The organism is Variovorax sp. 770b2 (assembly GCF_900115685.1).
Taxonomy (GTDB): Bacteria; Pseudomonadota; Gammaproteobacteria; order Burkholderiales; family Burkholderiaceae_C; genus Variovorax.
Genome location: NZ_FOXJ01000001.1, coordinates 2,059,528 through 2,082,332, shown reverse-complemented (window position 1 = coordinate 2,082,332; position 22,805 = coordinate 2,059,528). Strand labels below are relative to the sequence as shown.

The 22,805-nt window shown below is 66.4% G+C and carries 15 protein-coding genes and 4 tRNA genes; 13 read left to right on the top strand and 6 right to left on the bottom strand.

The window, feature by feature from the left end:
• The 4 genes from BM133_RS09495 to BM133_RS09480 all read left to right on the top strand — a co-directional run bounded on the left by BM133_RS09495 (position 1) and on the right by BM133_RS09480 (position 6,526).
• Positions 1-1,845 carry a potassium transporter Kup gene (locus BM133_RS09495; protein ID WP_093433246.1) on the top strand — a complete coding sequence of 615 codons (1,845 nt, stop codon included), beginning with the start codon at positions 1-3 and terminating at the stop codon, positions 1,843-1,845.
• Positions 1,846-1,952: 107 nt separating this feature from the next.
• Positions 1,953-3,155, top strand: coding sequence for an efflux RND transporter periplasmic adaptor subunit (locus tag BM133_RS09490; protein WP_093433245.1), 1,203 nt, complete (start codon positions 1,953-1,955; stop codon positions 3,153-3,155).
• A complete protein-coding gene (locus BM133_RS09485; RefSeq protein ID WP_093433244.1) occupies positions 3,152-6,337 on the top strand; it encodes an efflux RND transporter permease subunit in 3,186 nt (1,061 codons plus the stop codon). The genes BM133_RS09490 and BM133_RS09485 overlap by 4 nt, the downstream gene beginning before the upstream one ends.
• A gap of 102 nt (positions 6,338-6,439) precedes the next feature.
• A tRNA-Leu gene (locus BM133_RS09480) sits at positions 6,440-6,526 on the top strand.
• A 73-nt stretch (positions 6,527-6,599) separates the two neighbouring features.
• Here the strand turns inward: BM133_RS09480 and BM133_RS09475 are convergent.
• Positions 6,600-7,625, bottom strand: a complete 1,026-nt coding sequence (locus tag BM133_RS09475; protein ID WP_093433242.1) for a tetratricopeptide repeat protein — start codon at positions 7,623-7,625, stop codon at positions 6,600-6,602.
• Positions 7,626-7,893: 268 nt separating this feature from the next.
• Between BM133_RS09475 and tig the strand changes: the two genes are divergently transcribed.
• From tig to BM133_RS09430, 9 genes are all read left to right on the top strand, one after another.
• Entirely contained in the window at positions 7,894-9,213 is a 1,320-nt protein-coding gene (gene tig / locus BM133_RS09470) for a trigger factor (protein WP_093433241.1), read from the top strand.
• Positions 9,214-9,327: 114 nt separating this feature from the next.
• Positions 9,328-9,936, top strand: coding sequence for an ATP-dependent Clp endopeptidase proteolytic subunit ClpP (gene clpP / locus BM133_RS09465; protein ID WP_093433240.1), 609 nt, complete (start codon positions 9,328-9,330; stop codon positions 9,934-9,936).
• Between the two features lie 110 nt (positions 9,937-10,046).
• The gene (clpX, locus tag BM133_RS09460; protein ID WP_013541833.1) at positions 10,047-11,312 is read left to right on the top strand and encodes an ATP-dependent Clp protease ATP-binding subunit ClpX; all 1,266 of its coding nucleotides are present in this window, start codon (positions 10,047-10,049) and stop codon (positions 11,310-11,312) included.
• A 10-nt stretch (positions 11,313-11,322) separates the two neighbouring features.
• A complete protein-coding gene (gene lon, locus BM133_RS09455) occupies positions 11,323-13,764 on the top strand; it encodes an endopeptidase La (protein WP_093433239.1) in 2,442 nt (813 codons plus the stop codon).
• 54 nt (positions 13,765-13,818) lie between these two features.
• Positions 13,819-13,894, top strand: a tRNA-Gly gene (locus BM133_RS09450).
• Positions 13,895-13,957: 63 nt separating this feature from the next.
• A tRNA-Cys gene (locus tag BM133_RS09445) sits at positions 13,958-14,031 on the top strand.
• A gap of 98 nt (positions 14,032-14,129) precedes the next feature.
• A tRNA-Leu gene (locus tag BM133_RS09440) sits at positions 14,130-14,221 on the top strand.
• A gap of 22 nt (positions 14,222-14,243) precedes the next feature.
• Complete coding sequence (locus BM133_RS09435; RefSeq protein ID WP_093433238.1) at positions 14,244-14,885, top strand: DUF6806 family protein; 642 nt, start codon at positions 14,244-14,246, stop codon at positions 14,883-14,885.
• Between the two features lie 30 nt (positions 14,886-14,915).
• A complete protein-coding gene (locus tag BM133_RS09430; protein ID WP_093433237.1) occupies positions 14,916-16,217 on the top strand; it encodes an MFS transporter in 1,302 nt (433 codons plus the stop codon).
• Positions 16,218-16,221: 4 nt separating this feature from the next.
• On the opposite strand, the gene BM133_RS09425 is transcribed toward BM133_RS09430, so the two are convergent.
• The 5 genes from BM133_RS09425 to proX form a co-directional block, all read right to left on the bottom strand.
• On the bottom strand, positions 16,222-18,420 hold the full coding sequence (locus BM133_RS09425; protein ID WP_093433235.1) for an Ig-like domain-containing domain: 2,199 nt from the start codon (positions 18,418-18,420) through the stop codon (positions 16,222-16,224).
• Positions 18,421-18,508: 88 nt separating this feature from the next.
• Positions 18,509-19,291, bottom strand: a complete 783-nt coding sequence (locus BM133_RS09420) for a PA3715 family protein (protein ID WP_093433234.1) — start codon at positions 19,289-19,291, stop codon at positions 18,509-18,511.
• A 13-nt stretch (positions 19,292-19,304) separates the two neighbouring features.
• Positions 19,305-20,102, bottom strand: coding sequence for a glutamate racemase (gene murI, locus BM133_RS09415; RefSeq protein WP_093433232.1), 798 nt, complete (start codon positions 20,100-20,102; stop codon positions 19,305-19,307).
• A gap of 58 nt (positions 20,103-20,160) precedes the next feature.
• Positions 20,161-21,714 (bottom strand): fumarate hydratase, encoded by a 1,554-nt coding sequence (locus BM133_RS09410; protein WP_093433231.1) that lies wholly within the window; start codon positions 21,712-21,714, stop codon positions 20,161-20,163.
• A gap of 78 nt (positions 21,715-21,792) precedes the next feature.
• Complete coding sequence (gene proX / locus BM133_RS09405) at positions 21,793-22,797, bottom strand: glycine betaine/L-proline ABC transporter substrate-binding protein ProX (RefSeq protein ID WP_093433229.1); 1,005 nt, start codon at positions 22,795-22,797, stop codon at positions 21,793-21,795.
• Positions 22,798-22,805 lie beyond the last annotated feature (8 nt).

The window sequence follows — 22,805 nt, the reverse complement described above, 5'->3', positions numbered from 1 at the left end:
ATGATTGCCGCGCTCGGCGTCGTGTTCGGCGACATCGGCACCTCGCCGCTCTACGCCTTCAAGGAAACGATGAACCCCGAGCACGGCGTGCCGTTCTCGCCCGACTCGGTGCTGGGGCTGCTGTCGCTGATCTTCTGGGGCCTGATGTTCGTGGTGACGCTGAAGTACGTGGTGTTCGTGCTGCGCGCCGACCACGACGGCGAAGGCGGCATCCTCGCGCTGCAGGCGCTCGCGCGCAGCGCGGTCGCGGGGCCCAAGACCAGGCCCTGGGTGTGGAACGCGATCGGCCTGCTGGGCCTGGTGGGCGCGGCCATGTTCTATGGCGACAGCCTGATCACGCCGGCCATCTCGGTGCTCTCGGCGGTCGAGGGGCTGGAGGTGCAGGCGCCGGTGCTGCAGCGCGCGGTGATCCCGATCACGGTCGTCATCCTGATCGCGCTCTTCATGGTGCAGAAGAAGGGCACCGGCGTGGTCGGCAAGATCTTCGGGCCGGTGATGCTGCTGTGGTTCATCGTGCTGGCCGCGGCGGGCCTCTGGCAGGTGCTGCAGCAGCCGCAGGTGCTGGCGGCGCTCGATCCGCGGCGCGCCTTCGGCTTTCTCATCGAGCACCGGGCGCAGTCGCTCGCGGTGCTGGGCGCGGTGTTCCTGGCATTCACCGGCGGCGAGGCGCTCTATGCGGACATGGGGCATTTCGGCGCGAAGCCGATCCGCCTCGCCTGGCTCTTCATCGCGCTGCCGGGACTGGTGCTGAACTACTTTGGGCAGGGGGCGCTGGTGCTGGCGAATCCGGCGGCCATCGACAACCCGTTCTTCCGCCTCTTTCCCTCGTGGGGCGTGCTGCCGATGGTGGTGCTGGCCGCGATGGCCACGGTGATCGCCTCGCAGGCGGTGATCTCCGGCGCCTTCTCGCTCACGGCGCACGCGATGCGCATGGGCTACCTGCCGCGCATGCGGGTGGTGCAGACCTCGGGCTCGGCCATCGGGCAGATCTACGTGCCGGCCGTGAACTGGCTGCTGATGGTGGGCGTGCTGCTGCTGGTGCTGGGCTTCCGCAGCTCGGGCGCGTTGTCGGCGGCTTACGGCATCGCGGTGTCGATCACGATGGTGACGACGACGCTGCTCGCGGGCATCGTCGCCTGGGGGCTGTGGAAGTGGAACAAGGTCGCGGTGGTGGTGGGCGTGCTGGCCTTCGCGGTGGTCGACCTGACCTTCGTGGTGGCCAACAGCCTGAAGGTGGCCGAGGGCGGCTGGCTCACGCTGGCGGTGGCGGCGGTGGTGATGGTGCTTTTCACCACCTGGGCCAAGGGCCGGCGGCTGGGCCTGGAGGCCGCGGCCGCCGAGAGCCTGCCGCTGCGGCCCTTCATCGAATCGCTGGCGCAGCACATGCCGCACCGGGTGAGCGGCACCGCGGTGTTCCTGAACCCCGACGCCACGGCGGTCCCGCATGCGCTGCTGCACAACCTGAAGCACAACCAGGTGCTGCACGACCAGGTGATCGTGCTGCGCGTGCTGGCCTGCGACACGCCGCGCGTGGACGCGCGCATCCGCATCGAGGCGGAGCAGCTGATGGAGGGCATCTGGGTGGTCACCGCGCGCCACGGCTTCATGGAGCGGCCCGACGTGCCCGAATTCATCCGCATCCTGGCCTACCAGAAGACGCTGGCGATCGATTCGATGAAGACCTCGTACTTCGTCTCCCGCGCCTCGGTGGGCGAGGAGAACCTGCCGGGCCTGAACCCGGTGCGGCGCGTGCTGTTCGGCTGGCTGCAGCGCAATGCGGGGCGGGCGTCGGACTACTTCGAGCTGCCCGACAACCGGTTGGTGGAGATGGGCCAGCGGACCTGAAAACACCGTCAACTGACCCGCGGGTCATTGACAGTATTTAACGTTTACCCTAGATTACTAACCAGTGGGTCATTAAAGGCCCGGGTTTGTCCTTTCTTGGGTGTCTCATGACCGCCTCTGCCGCTTTTCCCACTTTTCCTCCCCGTGTGCGCAGCACCCTGTGGCTGCTGATTCCCTCCCTGATCCTGGCCGGCTGTTCGCCCAAGCCGGCCGCCGAGGAGCCCGTGCGAGCGGTGAAGCTGGTGACCGTCGGCACCAGCGACTTCGACGCCCAGCCCGAGTTCTCGGCCGAGGTCCGGGCCCGCGTCGAATCGCGGCTCGGGTTCCGCGTGGCCGGAAAGATCACCCGGCGCCAGGCCGATCTCGGCCAGCGCGTGCAGGCCGGCCAGGTGCTGGCGCAGCTCGATCCGCAGGACTACAAGCTGGCCGCCGAAGCCGCCCGCGCCCAGCAGGCCGCCGCGCTCACCAACCGCGACCTGGCCGCCGCAGACCTGAAGCGCTACCGCGAACTGCGCGAGCAAAACTTCATCAGCGGCGCCGAGCTGGAGCGCCGCGAGACCACCTGGAAGGCCGCGCAGGCGCAGCTCGAACAGGCGCAGGCCCAACTCTCCTCGCAGGGCAATCAAGCGAACTACACGACGCTCGTGGCCGACGTGGCCGGCGTCATCACCGCCATCGAGGCCGAGCCGGGCCAGGTGGTGCAGGCCGGCACGCCGGTCGTGCGCATCGCACAGGACGGCGCGCGCGACGTGGTGTTCGCGGTGCCCGAAGACCGCGCCCAGGCGATCAAGCCCGGCTCGCCCGTCACGGTGCGCGGCTGGTCCGGCGGCGATGAATTGCAGGGGCAGGTGCGCGAAGTGGCGGCCAGTGCCGACGCCGTCACGCGCACGTATTCGGTCAAGGTCGCCATCGATGCGGCCACCTCGCCGCCGCTGGGCGCCACCGTCTACGCGCGCCCGCAGGCACTGGCCCACGCGAACACCGCCGTGATGAAACTGCCGACCAGCGCCCTGCGCCAGGAAGGCAAGGGCACGGCGGTCTGGGTGCTCGACAAGTCGACGATGACGGTGCGCTCGCAGCCCGTGCAAGTGGCCACCGCCGACGGCAACGAAGCCGTGATCGGCGGGGGGCTTTCGCCGGGGATGATGGTCGTGGCCGCCGGCGTGCACGTGCTCTCGCCGGGCCAGAAGGTCACCATCTACCAGTCCAAGGAGGCGGCCGCGGCCGCCGCCAATGCGAAGGACGTCGTGCAGGCCGTCGAGCCCGTCGCCGCAACCAAGAAGGAGATCGCTGCAGGTGCCGCCAAATGACGGAAGGCGCAGCGAACCCCACCGACAAGCCAGCCGGCTTCAATCTCTCCAAATGGGCGCTGGACCACGCGCCGCTCACGCGCTACCTCATGGTGGTGCTGATGGTGCTGGGCGCCTTCGCGTACTTCCAGCTCGGGCAGGACGAAGACCCGCCGTTCACCTTCCGCGCGATGGTCGTGCGCACCTACTGGCCCGGCGCCACCGCGCAACAGGTGGCCGAGCAGGTCACCGACAAGCTCGAACGCACGCTGCAGGAGGCGCCCTATGCCGACAAGATCCGCAGCTATTCGAAGCCGGGCGAGTCGCAGATCATTTTCCAGATCAAGGACTCCTCCAAGGCCGCGGACGTGGCCAACGTCTGGTACACGGTGCGCAAGAAGATCGGCGACATGCGCAACACGCTGCCGCCCGGCGTGCAGGGGCCGTTCTTCAATGACGATTTCGGCGACGTCTATGGCGTGATCTACGCGCTGGAGAGCGAGGGCTTCAGCTACGCCGAGCTCAAGACGCTGGCCGACGAAACCCGCCAGCAACTGCTGCGCGTGAAGGACGTGGCCAAGGTCGACCAGTTCGGCGTGCAGGACGAGAAGGTCTACGTCGAGATCTCGCAGAAGCGCCTGGCGCAGTTGGGGCTGGACTTCAACGCGGTGCTCGCGCAGCTCGGCTCGCAGAACGCGGTGGAAAGCGCCGGCACGATCCAGTCGCCGCTCGATGTGGTGCAGGTGCGCGTGGCGGGCCAGTTCACCAGCGTCGACCAGCTGCGCGACATGCCGATCCGCGGCACCTCGGGCAACCAGCTGAAGCTGGGCGACATCGCCGAGATTCGCCGCGGCTACATCGATCCGCCGGCCGTCAAGGTGCACCACCAGGGCAAGGAAGTGATCGCGCTGGGCGTCTCCATGGCCAAGGGCGGGGACATCATCGCGCTGGGCAAGGCGCTGAAGGTGGCCACGGCGCAGATCGACCAGCGCCTGCCCATCGGCGTGAAGCTCGCGCAGGTGCAGGACCAGCCGGTGTCGGTGGCCAGTTCGGTCAACGAATTCGTCGGCGTGCTGATCGAGGCCGTGGCCATCGTGCTGGCGGTGAGCATCATCGCGCTCGGTTTGCACAAGGGCGGGCGCTTCGGCTGGTACATCGACGTGCGGCCGGGGCTGGTGGTGGCGATCACCATTCCGCTGGTGCTGGCGGTGACCTTCCTTGCGATGAACTACTTCGGCATCGGGCTGCACAAGATATCGCTGGGGTCGCTGATCATCGCGCTGGGCCTGCTGGTGGACGACGCGATCATCGCGGTCGAGATGATGGTGCGAAAGATGGAAGAGGGCTACGACAAGGTGCGTGCCGCCACCTTCGCCTACGACGTCACGGCCAAGCCGATGCTCACGGGCACGCTGATCACAGCCGCGGGATTTTTGCCGATCGGCATCGCCAAGTCGGTGACGGGCGAGTACACCTTCGCGATCTTCGCGGTGACGGTGATCGCGCTGGTGCTGTCGTGGATCGTCTCGGTGTACTTCGTGCCGTACCTGGGCACGCTGCTGCTCAAGGTGAAGCCGCACGACCCCGATGCGCCGCCGCACGAGCTCTTCGACACGCCGTTCTACAACGGCTTTCGCCACGCGGTGGACTGGTGCGTGCAGCACCGGTGGCTGACCATCGGCGCGACGGTGCTGGTGTTCGCGCTCGGCATCTTCGGCATGGGCAAGGTGCAGCAGCAGTTCTTCCCCGATTCGAGCCGGCCCGAGATCATGGTGGACATCTGGTTCCCCGAGGGCACCTCGTTCGCGGCCAACGAAGAGGTCGCCAGGCGCGTCGAGCAGCGCGTGATGAAGGAAGAAGGCGTCAAGACCGTGAGCACCTGGATCGGCTCGGGCGTGCCGCGCTTCTACCTGCCGCTGGACCAGGTGTTCCCGCAGACCAACGTGTCGCAGCTCATCGTGCTCGCCAAGGACCTGAAGGTGCGTGAGCGCCTGCGGTTGCGGCTGCCCGCGCTGTTGGCCGAGGAATTCCCCGAGGTGCGCGGCCGCGTCAAGCTGCTGCCCAACGGGCCGCCTGTGCCCTATCCGGTGCAGTTCCGCGTGATCGGCACCGAGCCCGCGCAGCTGCGCGCGCACGCCGACGAGGTGAAGGCCGTGCTGCGCGAGAACGCCAACATGCGCGGCGTGAACGACAACTGGAACGAGTCGGTGAAGGTGATCCGCCTGGAGATCGACCAGGCCAAGGCGCGCGCGCTCGGCGTGACCAGTCAGGCCATCGCGCAGGCCTCGCGCACGATGTTCAGCGGCACCACCGTGGGCCAGTACCGCGAGAACGACTTGCTGATCGACATCGTGCTGCGCCAGTCGCCCGACGAACGCGAGGCCATCTCGGACATCGCCAACGCCTACATCCCGACCAGCTCGGGCCGCTCGATCCCGCTCACGCAGATCGCCCGGCCGGTGTTCACCTGGGAGCCCGGCGTGATGTGGCGCGAGAACCGCGACTACGCGATCACCGTGCAGGGCGACGTGGTCGAGGGCCTGCAGGGCGCGACCGTGACCGAGCAACTGCTGCCCAGGCTGCGCCAGCTCGAAGCCGGCTGGCTGGCGGCCGGGCAGGGCGCCTACCGCATCGAAGTGGCGGGCGCGGTCGAGGAAAGCAGCAAGGGCTCGGCCTCCATCGTGGCGGGCGTGCCGATCATGCTGTTCCTGGTGTTCACGCTCCTGATGCTGCAGCTGCACAGCTTCAGCCGCTCGCTGCTGGTGTTCATCACCGGGCCGATGGGCATTGCGGGTGTCGCCGGCGCGCTGCTGGTGCTGGACCGGCCGTTCGGCTTCGTGGCGCTCCTGGGCGTGATCGCGCTGATGGGCATGATCCAGCGCAACGCGGTGATCCTGATCGACCAGATCGAGAGCGACCGCGCGGCCGGCGTGCCGGCGTGGGACGCGATCGTCGAGTCGGCGGTGCGGCGCCTGCGCCCCATCGTGCTGACGGCGGCGGCTGCGGTGCTGGCGATGATTCCGCTCTCGCGCAGCGTGTTCTGGGGGCCGATGGCCGTGGCCATCATGGGCGGGCTGATCGTGGCGACGGTGCTCACGCTGCTGGCGCTGCCGGCGATGTATGCCGCGGCATTCCGGGTGAAGCGCGGGCCGGGCGGGCAGGGTGAGCAGGAGGTGCCGAAGGGTGCCCCCATTCATGCTTAAAATCGAAAGCTGACCGATTTCAAGCGGATGGTCTTCGGCCCGAGGGACTCCCGAGGTGCCGCAAGGCCGTCCGCTTTTGCATTCACCTGAAAGATTGGCATCGCGCGGGTGGCGAAATTGGTAGACGCACCAGGTTTAGGTCCTGACGTTCGCAAGAACGTGCCGGTTCGAGTCCGGCCCCGCGCACCAGCCTCTGCTATGTAGACGTTCTATCGAGCAGCGAAAAGCCCCCGTTCCACAAGGACGGGGGCTTTTTTGTTTATCAGTCGCTGCTGCTGGAACTGCTGTCGCTGCTGCTATCGCTGCTACTGCTGTCGCTGCTGCCACCGCTATCGCTGCCGCTGCTCGAGTCGTCCCACGAGCTCGTGTCCTTGATGCCGAAATCGTTGTCCACGGAGCTGCGGTCGGGCTGGCGCTCCGAGTCCGGAGCCGGATCGGACGAAGGCCACAGGCTGCTGCCGATGTGGTCGTTGTTGCTGCGGCTGTTGTTGGAGATGTTGACCGTGCTGCCTCCGCGCGGCTCCTTCCGGTTGTTCATGGCCTGGCGCAGCGCTTCGCCCACGATCACCGCGCCAACGCCGGCCACCGCACCGGCCGCCAGTGCGCCGCCGATGTTCGACCCCTGGCCGGGCGGCGGCGAGGCCGGAAATTCCCGGTCGCCGCTCGCTGCGCCATGGCCCATCGACGAATCGCTCGTGGATCGCGAGAACCGGGGCGCCTCGACGGGCGCGGCGGCGGCCGGCACCGGGAAGGTGACGGCGCGCGAACGCCGCTGGAAGAGGACGTAGGCGACGACGATCAGCGCCACGATGCCGATCGGCCCCCAGGGGATCGAGCCGGTGGGCGGGAAGGAGTCCGTCACCACGGGAGCGGGAGCCGGTGCGGCGACGGGGCTCGGTTCGGGCAGCGCTTCGGGCGCGATCTCCACCGGCTTTTCCAGCGTGCGCTCGAGCTTGGCGACCGATTCGGCCTTCGCGAACTTGAGGCCCGGCGACAGCTCCCTGGCCCGGGCCAGCGCATCTCTTGCGTCATCGAGCTTGTCCTGCATCGCGAGCAGCTGCGAATGCACGAAATGCGCCTTCGCGCTCTCGGGATGGCTCTTCAGCACCTTCGCGATCATCGCGTTGGCGGAATCCATACGGCCCTTGTCCGCCGCCTCGTAGATCTGCTGGATGGTCGGCTCCTTGGCCGCCTGCGCGCCGCCTGTCTTGGCCAGCGTCGGCGAGGGCATGCCGAACGCGAGAGCGGCAAGTGCGAGGGCGAAGGCGGCGAACAGGCGCTGGAGCATGGAGATCCCTGGGGGCAGTGGCGAATCGCCCGCCACTGTAAAGGGGAAAGCGGCGGGGGAATCCGGCACGCATGGCGCAATCTCCGCGCGTGGACTTCCGCCCGGGCAAAAGCGGGTGTTCCAGCCGATTAGAATCATGGGTTGCCCAGTTTTGCGAGCTGCACGCGTGTGCCGCCGCATAAATCCCGCTAGCGCGTGTAAGTCCTTGATCTGTATCGACAAAAAAGATGCAGGCCCCGCGCAACAGCCCCCTCACAAGGAAGACATCATGACCGTGACCGTTGAAACTCTCGAGAAGCTCGAACGCAAGATCACGCTGACCCTGCCGGTCGGCACCATCCAGAACGAAGTCGATTCGCGCCTCAAGAAGCTCGCGCGCACCGTCAAGATGGACGGCTTTCGTCCCGGCAAGGTGCCGATGAACGTCGTGGCCCAGCGCTATGGTTACTCGGTGCACTACGAAGTCATGAACGACAAGGTCGGCGAGGCCTTTTCGCAAGCCGCCAACGAAGCCAAGCTGCGCGTGGCCGGCCAGCCCCGCATCACCGAGAAGGAAGAGTCGCCCGAAGGCGAACTGGCCTTCGACGCGGTGTTCGAAGTGTTCCCCGAAGTCAAGATCAACGACCTCGCGGGCGCCGAAGTCGAGAAGCTCTCGGCCGAAGTGGGCGACGACGCGATCGACAAGACGCTCGATATCCTGCGCAAGCAACGCCGCACCTTCGCCCAGCGCGCGCAAGACGCCATTGCGCAAGACGACGACCGCGTCACGGTCGACTTCGAAGGCAAGATCGACGGCGAGCCCTTCCAGGGCGGCAAGGCCGAAGACTTCCAGTTCGTGGTCGGCGAAGGCCAGATGCTCAAGGAATTCGAAGACGCCGTGCGCGGCATGAAGTCCGGCGACAGCCGCACCTTCCCGCTGTCGTTCCCGGCCGATTACCACGGCAAGGACGTGGCCGGCAAGCAAGCCGACTTCATGGTCACCGTGAAGAAGATCGAAGCCTCGCACCTGCCCGAAGTCAACGAACAGCTCGCCAAGTCGCTCGGCATCGCCGAAGCCACCGTCGAAGGCCTGCGCGCCGACATCAAGCGCAACCTGGAGCGCGAAGTGAAGTTCCGCCTGCTGGCCCGCAACAAGAACGCCGTGATGGACGCGCTGGTTGCCAACGCCGAGCTCGACCTGCCCAACGCCAGCGTGCAATCGGAAGTCAGCCGCATGATCGAAGGCGCCCGCGCTGAGCTGAAGCAACGCGGCATCAAGGACGCCGACAAGGCACCGATCCCCGACGAAGTGTTCCGTCCCCAAGCCGAACGCCGCGTGCGCCTGGGCCTCGTGGTGGCTGAGCTGGTGCGTGCCAACGACCTGCAGGCCAAGCCCGAGCAGATCAAGGCCCACATCGACGAGCTGGCCGCCAGCTACGAAAAGCCGGCCGACGTGGTGCGCTGGTATTTCAGCGACAACAACCGCCTGGCGGAAGTCGAAGCCGTCGTCATCGAGAACAACGTGACCGATTTCGTGCTCGCCAAGGCCAAGGTCAACGAGAAGTCGGTGTCGTTCGACGAACTGATGGCGCAGCAGCAACAAGGCTGATCCGCCGCTGCCCGCATTGCCAATGGGGCTTGTGCTTTGCGGCACGAGCCCCATTTCATTCAGGCTTACAGTTCATACACAGCGAACGATTCCATCTTCCCGGAGAGCTACTTCATGATCGCAAACGAAATTCAAGGCCTCGGCATGATCCCGATGGTCGTCGAGCAGTCGGGCCGCGGCGAGCGGTCCTACGACATCTACTCGCGTCTCCTCAAGGAACGCATCATCTTCCTGGTGGGCGAGGTCAACGACCAGACCGCCAACCTCGTGGTGGCCCAGTTGCTGTTCCTGGAGAGCGAGAACCCGGAGAAGGACATTTCCTTCTACATCAACTCCCCGGGCGGCAGCGTGAGCGCCGGCATGGCGATCTACGACACCATGCAGTTCATCAAGCCCGACGTGTCGACCATGTGCCTGGGCTTTGCGGCCAGCATGGGTGCCTTCCTGCTGGCGGCCGGCGAGAAGGGCAAGCGCTTCTCGCTGCCCAACTCGAAGATCATGATCCACCAGGTGCTGGGCGGCGCACGCGGCCAGGCGACCGACATCGAGATCCATGCGCGCGACATCCTGCGCACCAAGGACCAGATGAACCGGATCCTGGCCGAACGCACCGGCCAGCCACTGGAAAAGGTCAAGAGCGACACCGAACGCGACTACTTCCTGACGGCCGATGAGGCCAAGGATTACGGTCTGGTCGACCAGGTCGTTGCCAAGCGCGGTTAAAACTGCCGGGCGCCGTGTGGCGCAAAAGGCAAAAAACGGCGTTTTCCACACGGGAAACGCCGTTTTTGTTTAGTTATCATTGTCCATACCCTGTCACGAGGCACCTGTCCATGGCCGAAAAAAAAGGCTCTTCCAGCGAAAAAACGCTTTATTGCTCGTTCTGCGGCAAGAGCCAGCATGAGGTCAAGAAGCTGATCGCGGGCCCTTCGGTCTTCATCTGCGACGAGTGCATCGACCTTTGCAACGAGATCATCCGCGACGAGTTGCCGGCCGGTGAAGAGGCGCGCGAAGCGCGCAGCGACCTGCCCACGCCGCTGGAGATCAAGACCAACCTGGACAACTACGTGATCGGCCAGGAGCCGGCCAAGCGCATGCTGTCGGTGGCCGTCTACAACCACTACAAGCGCCTTCGCCACAAGGAAAAGGCCAAGGGCGACGACGTCGAGCTCAGCAAGAGCAACATCCTCTTGATCGGCCCCACGGGTTCGGGCAAGACGCTCCTGGCGCAAACGCTCGCGCGCATGCTCGACGTGCCCTTCGTGATGGCCGATGCCACCACGCTGACCGAAGCCGGCTACGTGGGAGAAGACGTCGAGAACATCATCCAGAAGCTGCTGCAGAGCTGCAACTACGAGGTCGAGCGCGCCCAGCGCGGCATCGTCTACATCGACGAAATCGACAAGATCTCGCGCAAGTCCGACAACCCCTCGATCACGCGCGACGTGTCGGGCGAGGGCGTGCAGCAGGCCTTGCTCAAGCTCATCGAAGGCACCATGGCCAGCGTGCCGCCCCAGGGCGGGCGCAAGCACCCGAACCAGGACTTCCTGCAGATCGACACGACCAACATCCTGTTCATCTGCGGCGGCGCCTTTGCGGGCCTGGAGAAGGTCATCGAAAACCGCACCGAGGCCTCGGGCATCGGCTTCGGCGCCACGGTCAAGAGCAAGGCGCAGCGCAGCATCACCGAGGTGTTTCGCGAAGTCGAACCCGAAGACCTGATCAAGTTCGGCCTGATCCCCGAACTCGTGGGCCGCATGCCCGTGGTCGCATCGCTCGCGGAACTCTCGGAGGATGCGCTGGTCCAGATCCTGACCGAGCCTAAGAATGCGGTGGTCAAGCAGTTCACCAAGCTCCTTCAGATGGAGGGCGTGGACCTGGAGATTCGCCCGGCGGCGCTCAAGGCGATCGCGCGCAAGGCCCTGGCCCGCAAGACCGGTGCACGGGGCCTGCGTTCGATCCTTGAACAGTCGCTGATCGACACCATGTTCGAATTGCCGAACGCGACCAATGTCGACAAGGTGGTGGTCGAGGAATCGACCATCGACGAAAACAAGCCACCGCTGCTCGTGTACCGCGAAGCGGCGAAGAAGGCGTAAAGGATTTCGCATGTCTGGTCATACCCCCCTGCCTCCCGAAGCACTCGACCTGCCGCTGCTGCCGCTGCGCGATGTCGTGGTGTTTCCCCACATGGTGATCCCGCTCTTCGTGGGTCGCCCCAAGAGCATCAAGGCGCTCGAACTGGCCATGGAGGCCGAGCGCCGCATCATGCTGGTGGCCCAGAAAGCCGCCGCCAAGGACGAGCCCTCGGTCGAGGACATGTTCGAAGTCGGCTGCGTCTCGACCATCCTGCAGATGCTCAAGCTGCCCGACGGCACGGTGAAGGTGCTGGTCGAAGGCCAGCAGCGCGCACGCGTGAACCGCATCGATGACGGCGAGACGCACTTCACGGCCAACGTGACGCCCGTCGAGGCGACCGAAGGCGGCGAGAAGGGCACCGAGGTCGAGGCCCTGCGCCGCGCCGTGATGCAGCAGTTCGACCAGTACGTCAAGCTGAACAAGAAGATCCCGCCCGAGATCCTGACCTCGATCTCGAGCATCGACGACGCCGGCCGCCTGGCCGACACCATCGCCGCCCACCTGCCGCTCAAGCTGGACAACAAGCAGGCCGTGCTCGACCTGGACGACGTCAAGGCACGCCTGGAGAACCTGTTCGGCCAGCTCGAGCGCGAGGTCGACATCCTCAACGTCGACAAGAAGATCCGTGGCCGCGTGAAGCGCCAGATGGAGAAGAACCAGCGCGACTTCTACCTGAACGAGCAGGTCAAGGCCATCCAGAAGGAACTCGGCGAAGGCGAAGAGGGCGCGGACATCGAGGAGATCGAGAAGAAGATCAAGCTCGCCAAGATGTCCAAGGAGGGCCTGAAGAAGGCCGAAGGCGAACTCAAGAAGCTCAAGCTGATGTCGCCCATGTCGGCCGAGGCCACCGTGGTGCGCAACTACATCGACGTGCTCATCGCCCTGCCGTGGAGCAAGAAGACCAAGATCAAGCACGACCTGGCCAATGCCGAGGCCGTGCTCAACGCCGACCACTACGGCCTGGAGAAGGTCAAGGACCGCATCCTGGAATATCTCGCGGTTCAACAACGTGTCGACAAGGTGAAGGCGCCCATCCTGTGCCTCGTGGGCCCACCGGGCGTCGGCAAGACCTCGCTGGGGCAGTCGATCGCGAAGGCGACCGGCCGCAAGTACACGCGCATGGCGCTGGGCGGCATGCGTGACGAAGCCGAGATCCGCGGCCATCGCCGCACCTACATCGGCGCGCTGCCGGGCAAGGTGCTGCAGGGGCTGAGCAAGATCGGCACGCGCAATCCGCTGTTCCTGCTCGACGAAATCGACAAGCTGGGCACCGACTTCCGTGGCGATCCGTCGAGCGCGCTGCTCGAGGTGCTCGACCCCGAGCAGAACCACACCTTTGGCGACCACTACGTGGAAGTCGACTTCGACCTGAGCGACGTGATGTTCGTCGCCACCTCGAACTCGATGAACATTCCGCCGGCGCTGCTGGACCGCATGGAAGTCATCCGCCTCTCGGGCTACACCGAGGACGAGAAGACGCACATCGCGATCAAGTACCTCTTGCCCAAGCAGCTGAAGAACAACGGCGTCAAGGAAGAAGAACTCCTGGTCACCGAAGAGGCCGTGCGCGACATCGTTCGCTACTACACGCGTGAAGCCGGCGTGCGTTCGCTCGAGCGCGAGCTGTCCAAGATCTGCCGCAAGGTGGTCAAGGGCCTGCTGCTCAAGCAGATGACGCCGAAGGTCACCGTCGACGGTGCGAACCTCAACGAGTTCCTCGGTGTGCGCAAGTACAGCTTCGGCCTGGCCGAAAAGCAGAACCAGGTCGGCCAGGTGGTCGGCCTCGCATGGACCGAAGTCGGCGGCGACCTGCTGACGATCGAGGCGGTCACCATGCCCGGCAAGGGCGTGATCAGCCGCACCGGATCGTTGGGCGACGTGATGAAGGAATCGGTCGAGGCCGCGCGCACCGTGGTGCGCAGCCGCTCGCGCCGCCTGGGCATCAAGGACGAGATGTTCGAGAAGCGCGACATCCACATCCACGTGCCCGACGGTGCGACGCCCAAGGACGGTCCGAGCGCGGGTGCCGCGATGACGACGGCCTTCGTGTCGGCGCTCACCGGCATTCCGGTGCGCGGCGACGTGGCGATGACGGGCGAGATCACGCTGCGCGGCGAGGTCACGGCCATCGGGGGCCTGAAGGAAAAGCTGCTGGCCGCCTTGCGCGGTGGCATCAAGACCGTGCTGATCCCCGAAGAGAACGCCAAGGACCTGCAGGACATCCCCGAGAACGTGAAGAACGGCCTGGAGATCGTGCCTGTGAAGTGGATCGACAAGGTGCTGGAGATCGCGCTCGAGAAGATGCCCGAGCCGCTGTCGGACGAAGAGGTTGCCGCCTCCGCGGCCGCCGTGGCCGAGTTGGCCAAGCAGCGTGCTGGTGCTGCGGCTTCCGAGGGGCCGGTCAAACATTGATCGTGCGAATTTGCCGAGCCCCGAAAAAATGGTATATAATTCGAGGCTCGAAACGCGGGAATAGCTCAGTTGGTAGAGCGCAACCTTGCCAAGGTTGAGGTCGAGAGTTCGAGACTCTTTTCCCGCTCCAGTTTTGAAAAAGGGAAGCAAATGCTTCCCTTTTTTTCGCAAGTTCGGTTTCGTTTTTCTGCGTGGCGCGATAGCAAAGCGGTTATGCAACGGATTGCAAATCCGTGTAGCCCGGTTCGACTCCGGGTCGCGCCTCCACCTTCTCGTTAGACACGATTCGACCCGACAAACAAGCCCCGCCAACCACCGTTGCCGGGGCTTGTTTCGTTTGGGTTATCGTCGATGTTCAACCTGACGCCCGGATGGTGAAATTGGTAGACACATCGGACTTAAAATCCGCCGCTTCCTTGATCGGGGCATACGGGTTCGACCCCCGTTCCGGGTACCACATATAGAAAAAGGAGCATTCGATGCCTCGCTACAACGCTCCATTTGAAATCCATGTGCATGGCGACGTGCCATTGCGCCCGGACGTGAGCTTCGATCAGATCCAGGAGGCGCTCAAGCCGCTCTGGAAATATGCGGGCGCCAAGTCGCTCGCCGACGGCGCGACCAGCACTTACGAAGAAGAACCCGGCATCCGCTTCGAGCAGAAGGACCACACGCTGCAGATCTGCTGGACCGTGCCCGGCGACGAAGATTTCCGCCAGGCGCTCGACGAAATGTGCATGGCCCTGAACGAACTCTCGGACCGCGGCGCCGCCATCGAAGTCACCTTCTACGACACCGATTTCGACGAGGAAGAGGGCGACCCCGACGAAGAATCGCGCGACGATTTCCTGATGCTCTTCGTCGGCCCGAACCCGGCCGCGATCATGCAGGTGCAGCGCGACCTGCTGGTGGAAGACGTGGTCAACCTCATGGAGCGCCACTTCGACGGCGCCGAGCTGGGCGGCGTGGTCTCCGAAATCGACCGCCTCTTCAGCGACCGTTTCGATGCGCTCGTGAACTCGCTCGAAATCGGCAAGCGCCCGCGCGGCACGGGTGGCCCCGGCAGCGGCGGCACCGGCGGTGGGCACGGCGGCGGTCGCCGTCCGCGGCACCTGCATTAACCACCCAACGACTCCCTGATCCAAGGCCGCATGGCCCTGTTTCCCGCCTCCGCGCTGCGCCCTGGCGTGCGCAAGCGCGAGGTGTTCGGCTGGGCGATGTACGACTTCGCCAACTCGGGCTACACGACCGTCGTCATCACGGCGGTCTTCGCCGCCTACTTCGTGGGCGGCATCGCGAAGGGGGCGCCCTGGGCCGCTTTCGCGTGGACTGCGGCGCTCAGCATCTCCTACGCCATCGTGATGCTCACGATGCCCGCCATCGGCGCCTGGGCCGACCTGCGCGGTGCCAAGAAGCGCGTGCTGGTCATCGCCACCGCCGGCTGCGTGGTGGCCACGGCGGCACTGGCGTTCATGCCGCGCTTTGCAGGTGCGTCGGGCGGCGTTGCGCTGGCCATGTTGCTGGTGATCGTCTCCAACGCCTTCTATTCCTACGGCGAGTCCCTCACGGGCGCTTTCCTGCCCGAACTTGCCACGCCCGAAGGCATGGGCAAGGTGAGCGGATGGGGCTGGAGCTTCGGCTATGTCGGCGGCATGTTGACGCTCGGCATCTGCCTGGCCTACGTGCTGTGGTCGCAGTCGAGGGGCCTGCCGGCCTCGCATTTCGTGCCGGTCACGATGCTGGTCACGGCCGCGATCTACGGCGCCGCGGCCTGCGCCACCTTCGCGCTGCTGCCCGAAAGGGCGCAGCCCAAAACCACCGGCGGCGAACTCGGCGCATGGCAGCAACTGCGTGCCACCTACCGGCAGGCGCGCGCCTACCGCGACTTCATGTGGCTCCTGGTCTGCACCGCCTGCTACCAAGGCGGCGTGGCGGTCGCGATCACGCTCGCGGCGATCTACGCCGAGCAGGTGATCGGCTTCGTGGCGAGCGAGACGATGGTGCTGATCTTCGTGCTCAATGTCGCCGCCGCCATCGGCGCTTTCTCGTTCGGCTACATCCAGGACCGCATCGGCCACAAGGTCTCGCTCGCGGCCACGCTGGTGGCGTGGATCGCGGTCTGCGTGATCGCCGCCGTGGTGACCACCAAGGGCGGCTTCTGGTGGGCGGCCGCCATCGCAGGGCTCGCGATGGGCTCGAGCCAGTCCGCCGGCCGCGCGATGACGGGCTACCTCGCGCCGCCCCAGCAACTCGCGGAGTTCTTCGGGCTCTGGACCTTCGCCACGCGGCTGGCCAGCATCATCGGCCCGCTCAGCTTCGGCGCGATCACCTGGGCCACAGGCGGCAACCAGCGCATCGCGATCCTCTCGACCGCGGTGCTGTTCGTGGCGGGGTTGTTGCTCTTGCTACCGATCGACATGCGGCGCGGCCGCGAGGCCGCGCTGCGCAACTGAGCCATCAGAACAGGCTGTTGTTCGTCAAAGGCCAGCCGGCCTTGCTCTGGAACTTCCAGTTGGCCGTGTTCTTCACGCTCGCGGCAAAGTTCGCAATGTCGGTCGGCGTCGGCGAGGCCGGCAGCATCGGTCCGTTGTAGAGCACGTCGAACTGCGTGGGGAAACTGATCGCGGCACCCGTGGCCGTCAGCGTCGCGGGGATGGCGTTCGCATCGGGCACCGGTCCCAGCGTGATGCTGGCCAGGTACGTGCCCACGCCGCTGATGGTGCCGGCAGCACCGTCGCCCAGGCCGGCGATGGTGCCGCCGACGAAGGCGTAGACCGTCTCGTAGCTGGCGCTGATGCCGCCGCCCGCGCCCTGCACGGTGCCGATGCTGGCGATCGGGTTCGTGTTCTTGGCCACGTCCGGCTGGATGGTCACGATGGTGCCCGCCGGCAGGCTGCGGTCTGCGGTCCAGACGAAGGCGCTCTCGTTGGTGATGGTGTCGAAGTCGGCGGCGGTGCGGTCGCGGTCGGTGAAGAAGATGCGCGTGCCCGTGTCCATCGGCTTGAGCAGTACGAAGGCGAACGCGTCGGTCTTGTCGGCGTTCGCGCCCATGAAGAGGATGTCGCCGGCAGCCAGCGCGGGCGGTGCGCTGGTCGTGAAGCTCAGCGTGGCCGCGTCGGCGATGCCGGCGTAGGCGTTGCCCTTGGCATCGGTGATCGCGTTCGCATCCACGGTCACGTAGTAGCCGGTGGATGCTGCCAGCGGCTGGCTCGGTGTCAGCGTGATCACGTTGAAGGCGGCTTGCAGGCGCGTGGCCGGGCTGCTGGACGAGAAGCTCTCGATCACGCTGCCGTCGGCCTTGTGCAGCACGATGCTGCCGGCGCCCAGGCGCACGCCTTCGTTGAAGCTCAGGGTCACCTTCGCGTTCGCGCCGACGCTGCCGTCCGTGGCCTTGGGCGAGCCGCTGCGAAGCACCGGGCCGGCGGTGTCGACCCATGGCGCGCCCAGGCGCACGACGAAGCCATCGAATTTCTGGTCGGCCGGCGGCAGGTCCTTCGAGGCGTCCTTCTGGCCGGGCCAGACGGTGTCGCCGTTGTCCAGCAGCAATTGCACTTGCGTGCCGGCCGTCACCGGCCCCGGCACCTCGACGGTCGATTCGAAGCTGCCGCCCGTGTCCTTGCGCAGCTTGTCGAGGTCGTTCGACAGCTCGACCGGTGCGGTGCCCGGATTGCCGTTCCACGAAAAGAGCGCGAAGTTGCGGTCCACGTCGGCGCTGGCAGCGCCTGCCGGACCGGCAACGATCAGGTAGTTGCCATCGGTGCCCTTGTCGATCGAGCGGATGCCGCGGCCGCCGAGCTCCAGCTCGATGGGCGCACCGAACGCGGCCTGCGTGGCCGTGCCGCCCACCAGTGCAGCGTAGTTCTGCACCGGCACGATCAGCGCCTTGGCGCGCGTCGATGCGCCGGTCTGCGGCGCGCGGAAGCCCAGCCACAGGGCGCTGTCGCCCGGTGCGCTGGTCATGCCTTCCACCGAGAAGCCATCGACCCGCTCGGGCACGATGCCGGCGCCGGCCGACACGGTGAAGCCGAAGTGGTTTGCGCCCAGGCCGTGGCCGTTGGTGGTGTCCCAGGCGATGAGTTGCGCTTCGAGCGCCGAGAACTGGCCCACATAGCTGAAGCTGGTCGCAACACCAGTGCCGCTCACCTTTACAGCGAAGAGGTGCGAACGATCAGGCGCATCGCTGCCGTCTTTCTTGTTGCTGTTGGAGCCCGTGAGGTACAGCGTGTCGCCGATGCGCGTGCCGGCTTCCAGGTCGAGTTCCTTGCCGAGCTTCGGGCCTTCGAGCTCGTAGCTCCATTCCTTCACCGCGGCGCCACCGGCGCGCGGATAGATGCGCAGCACGTTGGCTTCGTCGTCGGCCACGATCATGAAGTTGTCGGGCAGGGCGAAGGCGGTCGATGCGTCCGACGAACCCTCGGTGGTGCCGGCATTGGGCGTGAACGTGGCCTTGGAGACCAACGGGTCCGGCTCCGCAGCGGGCGGCTGGGCGGGCGGCGGTGGTGCCGGCGGCGTGACCGCGGCGGGCGGCACGATCGGCAGGAAGTTGCCGCCGCCCCCGTCGCTACCGCCGCCGCACGCGGCCAGCAGGACGGCAGACAAGGCACTGGCGAGCAGCATGGGCTTGAAGGGAATGCGGGAGGCGGAGGGTGAGTTCATGGTGCGCGGTTGTTGTTCTGGACAAACCGCGCATGCTGGTACTTTCGTGTGACGGTGCCGTGAAACACCACACGAATTCAGCTGCCCGTCAGGGCGATTGCTGCAACAGCGACCTCGGCACCTTGAACCGTTCGCCGTCGTAGCGCAGCGTCACGGTGCTGAACTTCGCGGGCAGCGCCTTCTCGATGCAGCCCTGGTCCTCCTGCTCCTGCGCGCGGCTCTGCACGAGCGTGCGCGACAGCTGCAGGTCGGCAAAGCCGTTGCTGCTCGCCTTGCCCACCGAGAGCATGGTGCGCAGCTTTTCGAAGTGACCGGTGCAGGTCGAATCCCAGCCGCCGTTGTCGTGGTCCAGCTCGACCTCCTGCAGCACCTCGCGCAGCTTGCTGCCGTGCTGCACGTACAGGCGCACCGTCTCGCTGGCCAGCGGGCTGGACGGCGCGCTGCTGCCGCGGTAGCGCACGCGCAGGCCGAAGGCGCGCGCGTCGGAGGCGAGCACGTAGCGCGAGGTGTCGATGCGGATGTCCTGGATCGCGGTGGTCGCGTCCTCGTCGAGCGCCTCGGGCTGGAAGAGGCGGCCGATGACGGTGTCGCGCTCGGTGTTGCCGTTGTCGGGGCGCTGGATCAGCAGCACCTCCAGGTCGAAGACCTTGGCGCCCTTGTCGGTCGTCTCGCGCGGCATCGGCAGCACGACGATGCTGCGACCCGGGAATGCCGGCCACACCTTGCAGGCCGCAAGGCGCTCGTCGAGCGGGCGCTTGGGGTACAGCTTGGCGTGCATGCGCTCGGCCAGGCCGCTTTCGCAGGCGGCGTGGCTCAGACCCGCAGCCGAAAGGCACAGCAGGAGCAGGGCGTGGCGCAAGAAGGGACGCATGACGACGGTCGTTTCAGGCGGAGGTTGCCGTTGTACCTTGCGGCGACGTTTGCAGCCAGCGCGCGGCGGCTGCTTGGAGCACGGACGGGTCGCCGCTGCTCTGGAGGATCAGCCCGCCTTCGCCGTCCGAGAGACGGCCGGCAGCAGCCAGCACGCGCCGCGTCTGCTGCGCGACCGGTGCGCCGGTGTCGATGAAGCGCAGCGTGGGCGGCGCATGGCGCTGGAGCTCGCTCTTCACGAGCGGGTAATGCGTGCAGCCGAGCACCACGGTGTCGACTTCGCCGGTCGCATCGCCGAAGGGGCCGGCCTCTGCCATATAGCGCGCACAGAGCGTCGCGATGGCCTCGGCGTCGAAGCCTTCGATGGCCTTGACGAGCCCGTCGCACGGCACGGAGCGAACGTGGGCGGACCCCGCGAAGGAGTCGCGCAGGGCCGCGTATTTGGCGCTGGCCAGCGTTCCGCGCGTGGCCATCACCGAGATGTGGCCGGTGCGGCTCGTCGCCACGGCGGGCTTGAGCGCGGGCTCCAGGCCCACGATCGGCAGCGCCGGGTGTTCTGCGCGCAGCAGGTGGATGGCAGCCGTCGTGGCCGTGTTGCAGGCCACCACGAGCGCCTTGATGCCGTGCTCGGCGATCAGTTGCCCGGTCACCTTGCGCGAGCGCTCGATCACGTAGGCATCGCCGCGCTCGCCGTATGGCGCAAAAGCCGTATCGGCGAAATACACGAAGCGTTCGTGCGGCAGCTCGGCGCGCAGCGCGGCGAGCACGCTGAGCCCGCCGACGCCGCTGTCGAAAACGCCTACAGAAGGCACTGAAAGACCTCCGTGCTGCGCACTGCGGTGCGAGCGCCTTCGGGCGGCCGGGCGGCGCTCAAGCTTCTTCCATCATGATGGTCTTGAACTCGCCGCTGGCGATGCGCTTCTGCCACTCGGCCGGGCCGGTGATGTGCGCGCTGGTGCCGCCCGCATCGACCGCCACCGTCACGGGCATGTCGACCACGTCGAATTCGTAGATGGCTTCCATGCCCAGGTCCGCGAAGCCCACCACCTTGGCGGTCTTGATGGCCTTGCTCACCAGGTAGGCGGCGCCGCCCACGGCCATGAGGTAGGCGCTCTTGTGCTTCTTGATCGCCTCGATGGCGACCGGGCCGCGCTCGGCCTTGCCGATCATCGCGATCAGGCCGGTCTGGGCCAGCATCATCTCGGTGAAGCCGTCCATGCGCGTGGCGGTGGTCGGGCCGGCGGGGCCGACGGCCTCGTCGCCGACCGGATCGACCGGGCCGACGTAGTAGATGACGCGGTTGGTGAAGTCCACCGGCAGCTTCTCGCCCTTGGCCAGCATGTCCTGGATGCGCTTGTGCGCGGCGTCGCGGCCGGTGAGCATCTTGCCGTTCAGGAGCAGCGTGTCGCCCGGCTTCCAGCTGGCCACTTCGGCGGGCGTGAGCTTGTCGAGGTCCACGCGCTTGCTCTTCTTCTCGTCGGGTGCCCAGTTCACGTTGGGCCAGAGGTCCAGCGAGGGCGGGTCGAGGTACACCGCGCCGCTGCCGTCCATCACGAAGTGCGCATGGCGCGTGGCCGCGCAGTTGGGGATCATCGCGACCGGCTTGCTGGCCGCGTGCGTCGGGTACATCTTGATCTTGATGTCCAGCACGGTGGCCAGGCCGCCCAGGCCCTGCGCGCCGATGCCCAGCGCATTGACCTTCTCGTACAGCTCGATGCGCAGCGCCTCGACCTTGCTCAGTTCTGCGCCCGAAACCTTCTTGGCCTGCAGCTCGTGCATGTCCAGGTCGTCCATCAGGCTTTCCTTGGCCATCAGCGCGGCCTTCTCGGCGGTGCCGCCGATGCCGATGCCCAGCATGCCGGGCGGGCACCAGCCGGCGCCCATGGTCGGCACGGTCTTCAGCACCCAGTCGACCACGCTGTCGCCGGGGTTCAGCATGACGAGCTTGCTCTTGTTCTCGCTGCCGCCGCCCTTGGCCGCGACCGTCACTTCGAGCGTGTTGCCCGGCACGATCTCGGTGAAGATCACCGCGGGCGTGTTGTCCTTGGTGTTCTTGCGGTCGAACTGCGGATCGGCCACGACCGAGGCGCGCAGCGTGTTGTCGGGGTGGTTGTAGCCGCGGCGCACGCCTTCGTTGATGGCGTCGTCCAGGCTGCCGGTGAAGCCGCCCCAGCGCACGTCCATGCCCACCTTGAGGAACACGTTGACGATGCCGGTGTCCTGGCAGATCGGGCGGTGGCCCGTGGCGCTCATCTTGCTGTTGGTGAGGATCTGCGCGATGGCGTCCTTGGCAGCGGGGCTCTGCTCGCGCTCGTAGGCGCGGGCCAGGTGGGCGATGTAGTCGGTGGGGTGGTAGTAGCTGATGTACTGCAGCGCGGCGCTGATCGATTCGATCAGGTCGGCCTGCTGGATCGTGGTCGTCATGGTGGGGGGCTTTTATAGGAGTGGGAAACGCGGGAAACGCCCCCCGATTATCTCAGCCGCCGCCCGCGGCCCGCCTTGCTACCTCGCAGCAGCCCGCGCTTCGGCGATCCAGCCGTCGAACAGCGCCTGGTGCACCCGGATCCAGCCGTCCGTGTGGCGCTCCACGTCCTGCTGCGTATTGGCGCCCTGGCTCATGCGCAGGTTCTGGGCGTTGATGTCGCCGATGGGCAGCTTCATCACCTCGAAGAGCTTGCCCGCAGCCGGGTTCTTCTCGACGAAGGCCTTGTTCGCGACGATCTGCTCGCGGTTGGCCTGGAAGCCGTAGTTCTTGCCGTTGGGCAGTTGCGTGTCTGCCTGGCCTTCCTGCGACGAAGAGAAGGGCACCTGCAGCCACACCACGTCCGCACCCGGGCGCAGCACGGCGCTCACCCAGTACGGCGTCCACGTGTAGTACAGCACCTGCTTGTCCTGCCTGAAGCGGGCGATGGTGTCGGCCATCAGCGCGGCGTAGCTGCCCTGCTTGTGGGTGACGTTGTCGCGCAGCTGGTAGGCCGTCAGGTGGTTCTCGATGGCCAGCTCGCAGCCCCAGCCGGGGTTGCAGCCCGTGAGGTCGGCCTTGCCGTCGCCGTCCGCATCGAAGAGCTTGGCGATGGCGGGGTCCTTCAGCTGGGCGATGCTGGTGATGTTGTATTGCTCGGCCGTCTTGCGGTCGATGAGGTAGCCCTGCACCGCGCCCTCCGAGTACACGCCGGTGCGCGAGAGCTTGGCGTCGCCGCCGCTGTTCTTGTAGAAGTCGGCGTGCAGCAGGCTCCAGTGGTTGGCCATGAAGGTGGCGTCGCCGTTGGCAATCGCCAGGTGCTCGGTGGCGGGCTCCAGGTCCTTCATCGGCTCGACGGTGTAGCCGAGCTTTTCGAGCGCGCGCATCACGAGCAGCGTCTGGAACGCCTCTTCGGCGAGCGAGCTCTTGAGCGGCTGCACGGTGACGCCCCTGCTGGGCAGCTCGTTGGCGGCCTGCGCTGCCATGCCGAAGGCGACGAAGCCGAGTGCAAGGAGAGTGCGTGCGACGAGACGGGTTTTCTTCATGCGTTGAT

What these genes read in the sequence shown, in the direction of transcription:
- BM133_RS09495 (WP_093433246.1), top strand. Translation starts at nt 1, where the DNA reads ATGATTGCCGCGCTCGGCGTCGTGTTCGGCGACATCGGCACCTCGCCG.
- BM133_RS09490 (WP_093433245.1), top strand. Translation starts at nt 1,953, where the DNA reads ATGACCGCCTCTGCCGCTTTTCCCACTTTTCCTCCCCGTGTGCGCAGC.
- BM133_RS09485 (WP_093433244.1), top strand. Translation starts at nt 3,152, where the DNA reads ATGACGGAAGGCGCAGCGAACCCCACCGACAAGCCAGCCGGCTTCAAT.
- BM133_RS09475 (WP_093433242.1), bottom strand. Translation starts at nt 7,625, where the DNA reads ATGCTCCAGCGCCTGTTCGCCGCCTTCGCCCTCGCACTTGCCGCTCTC.
- tig (WP_093433241.1), top strand. Translation starts at nt 7,894, where the DNA reads ATGACCGTGACCGTTGAAACTCTCGAGAAGCTCGAACGCAAGATCACG.
- clpP (WP_093433240.1), top strand. Translation starts at nt 9,328, where the DNA reads ATGATCGCAAACGAAATTCAAGGCCTCGGCATGATCCCGATGGTCGTC.
- clpX (WP_013541833.1), top strand. Translation starts at nt 10,047, where the DNA reads ATGGCCGAAAAAAAAGGCTCTTCCAGCGAAAAAACGCTTTATTGCTCG.
- lon (WP_093433239.1), top strand. Translation starts at nt 11,323, where the DNA reads ATGTCTGGTCATACCCCCCTGCCTCCCGAAGCACTCGACCTGCCGCTG.
- BM133_RS09435 (WP_093433238.1), top strand. Translation starts at nt 14,244, where the DNA reads ATGCCTCGCTACAACGCTCCATTTGAAATCCATGTGCATGGCGACGTG.
- BM133_RS09430 (WP_093433237.1), top strand. Translation starts at nt 14,916, where the DNA reads ATGGCCCTGTTTCCCGCCTCCGCGCTGCGCCCTGGCGTGCGCAAGCGC.
- BM133_RS09425 (WP_093433235.1), bottom strand. Translation starts at nt 18,420, where the DNA reads ATGAACTCACCCTCCGCCTCCCGCATTCCCTTCAAGCCCATGCTGCTC.
- BM133_RS09420 (WP_093433234.1), bottom strand. Translation starts at nt 19,291, where the DNA reads ATGCGTCCCTTCTTGCGCCACGCCCTGCTCCTGCTGTGCCTTTCGGCT.
- BM133_RS09410 (WP_093433231.1), bottom strand. Translation starts at nt 21,714, where the DNA reads ATGACGACCACGATCCAGCAGGCCGACCTGATCGAATCGATCAGCGCC.
- proX (WP_093433229.1), bottom strand. Translation starts at nt 22,797, where the DNA reads ATGAAGAAAACCCGTCTCGTCGCACGCACTCTCCTTGCACTCGGCTTC.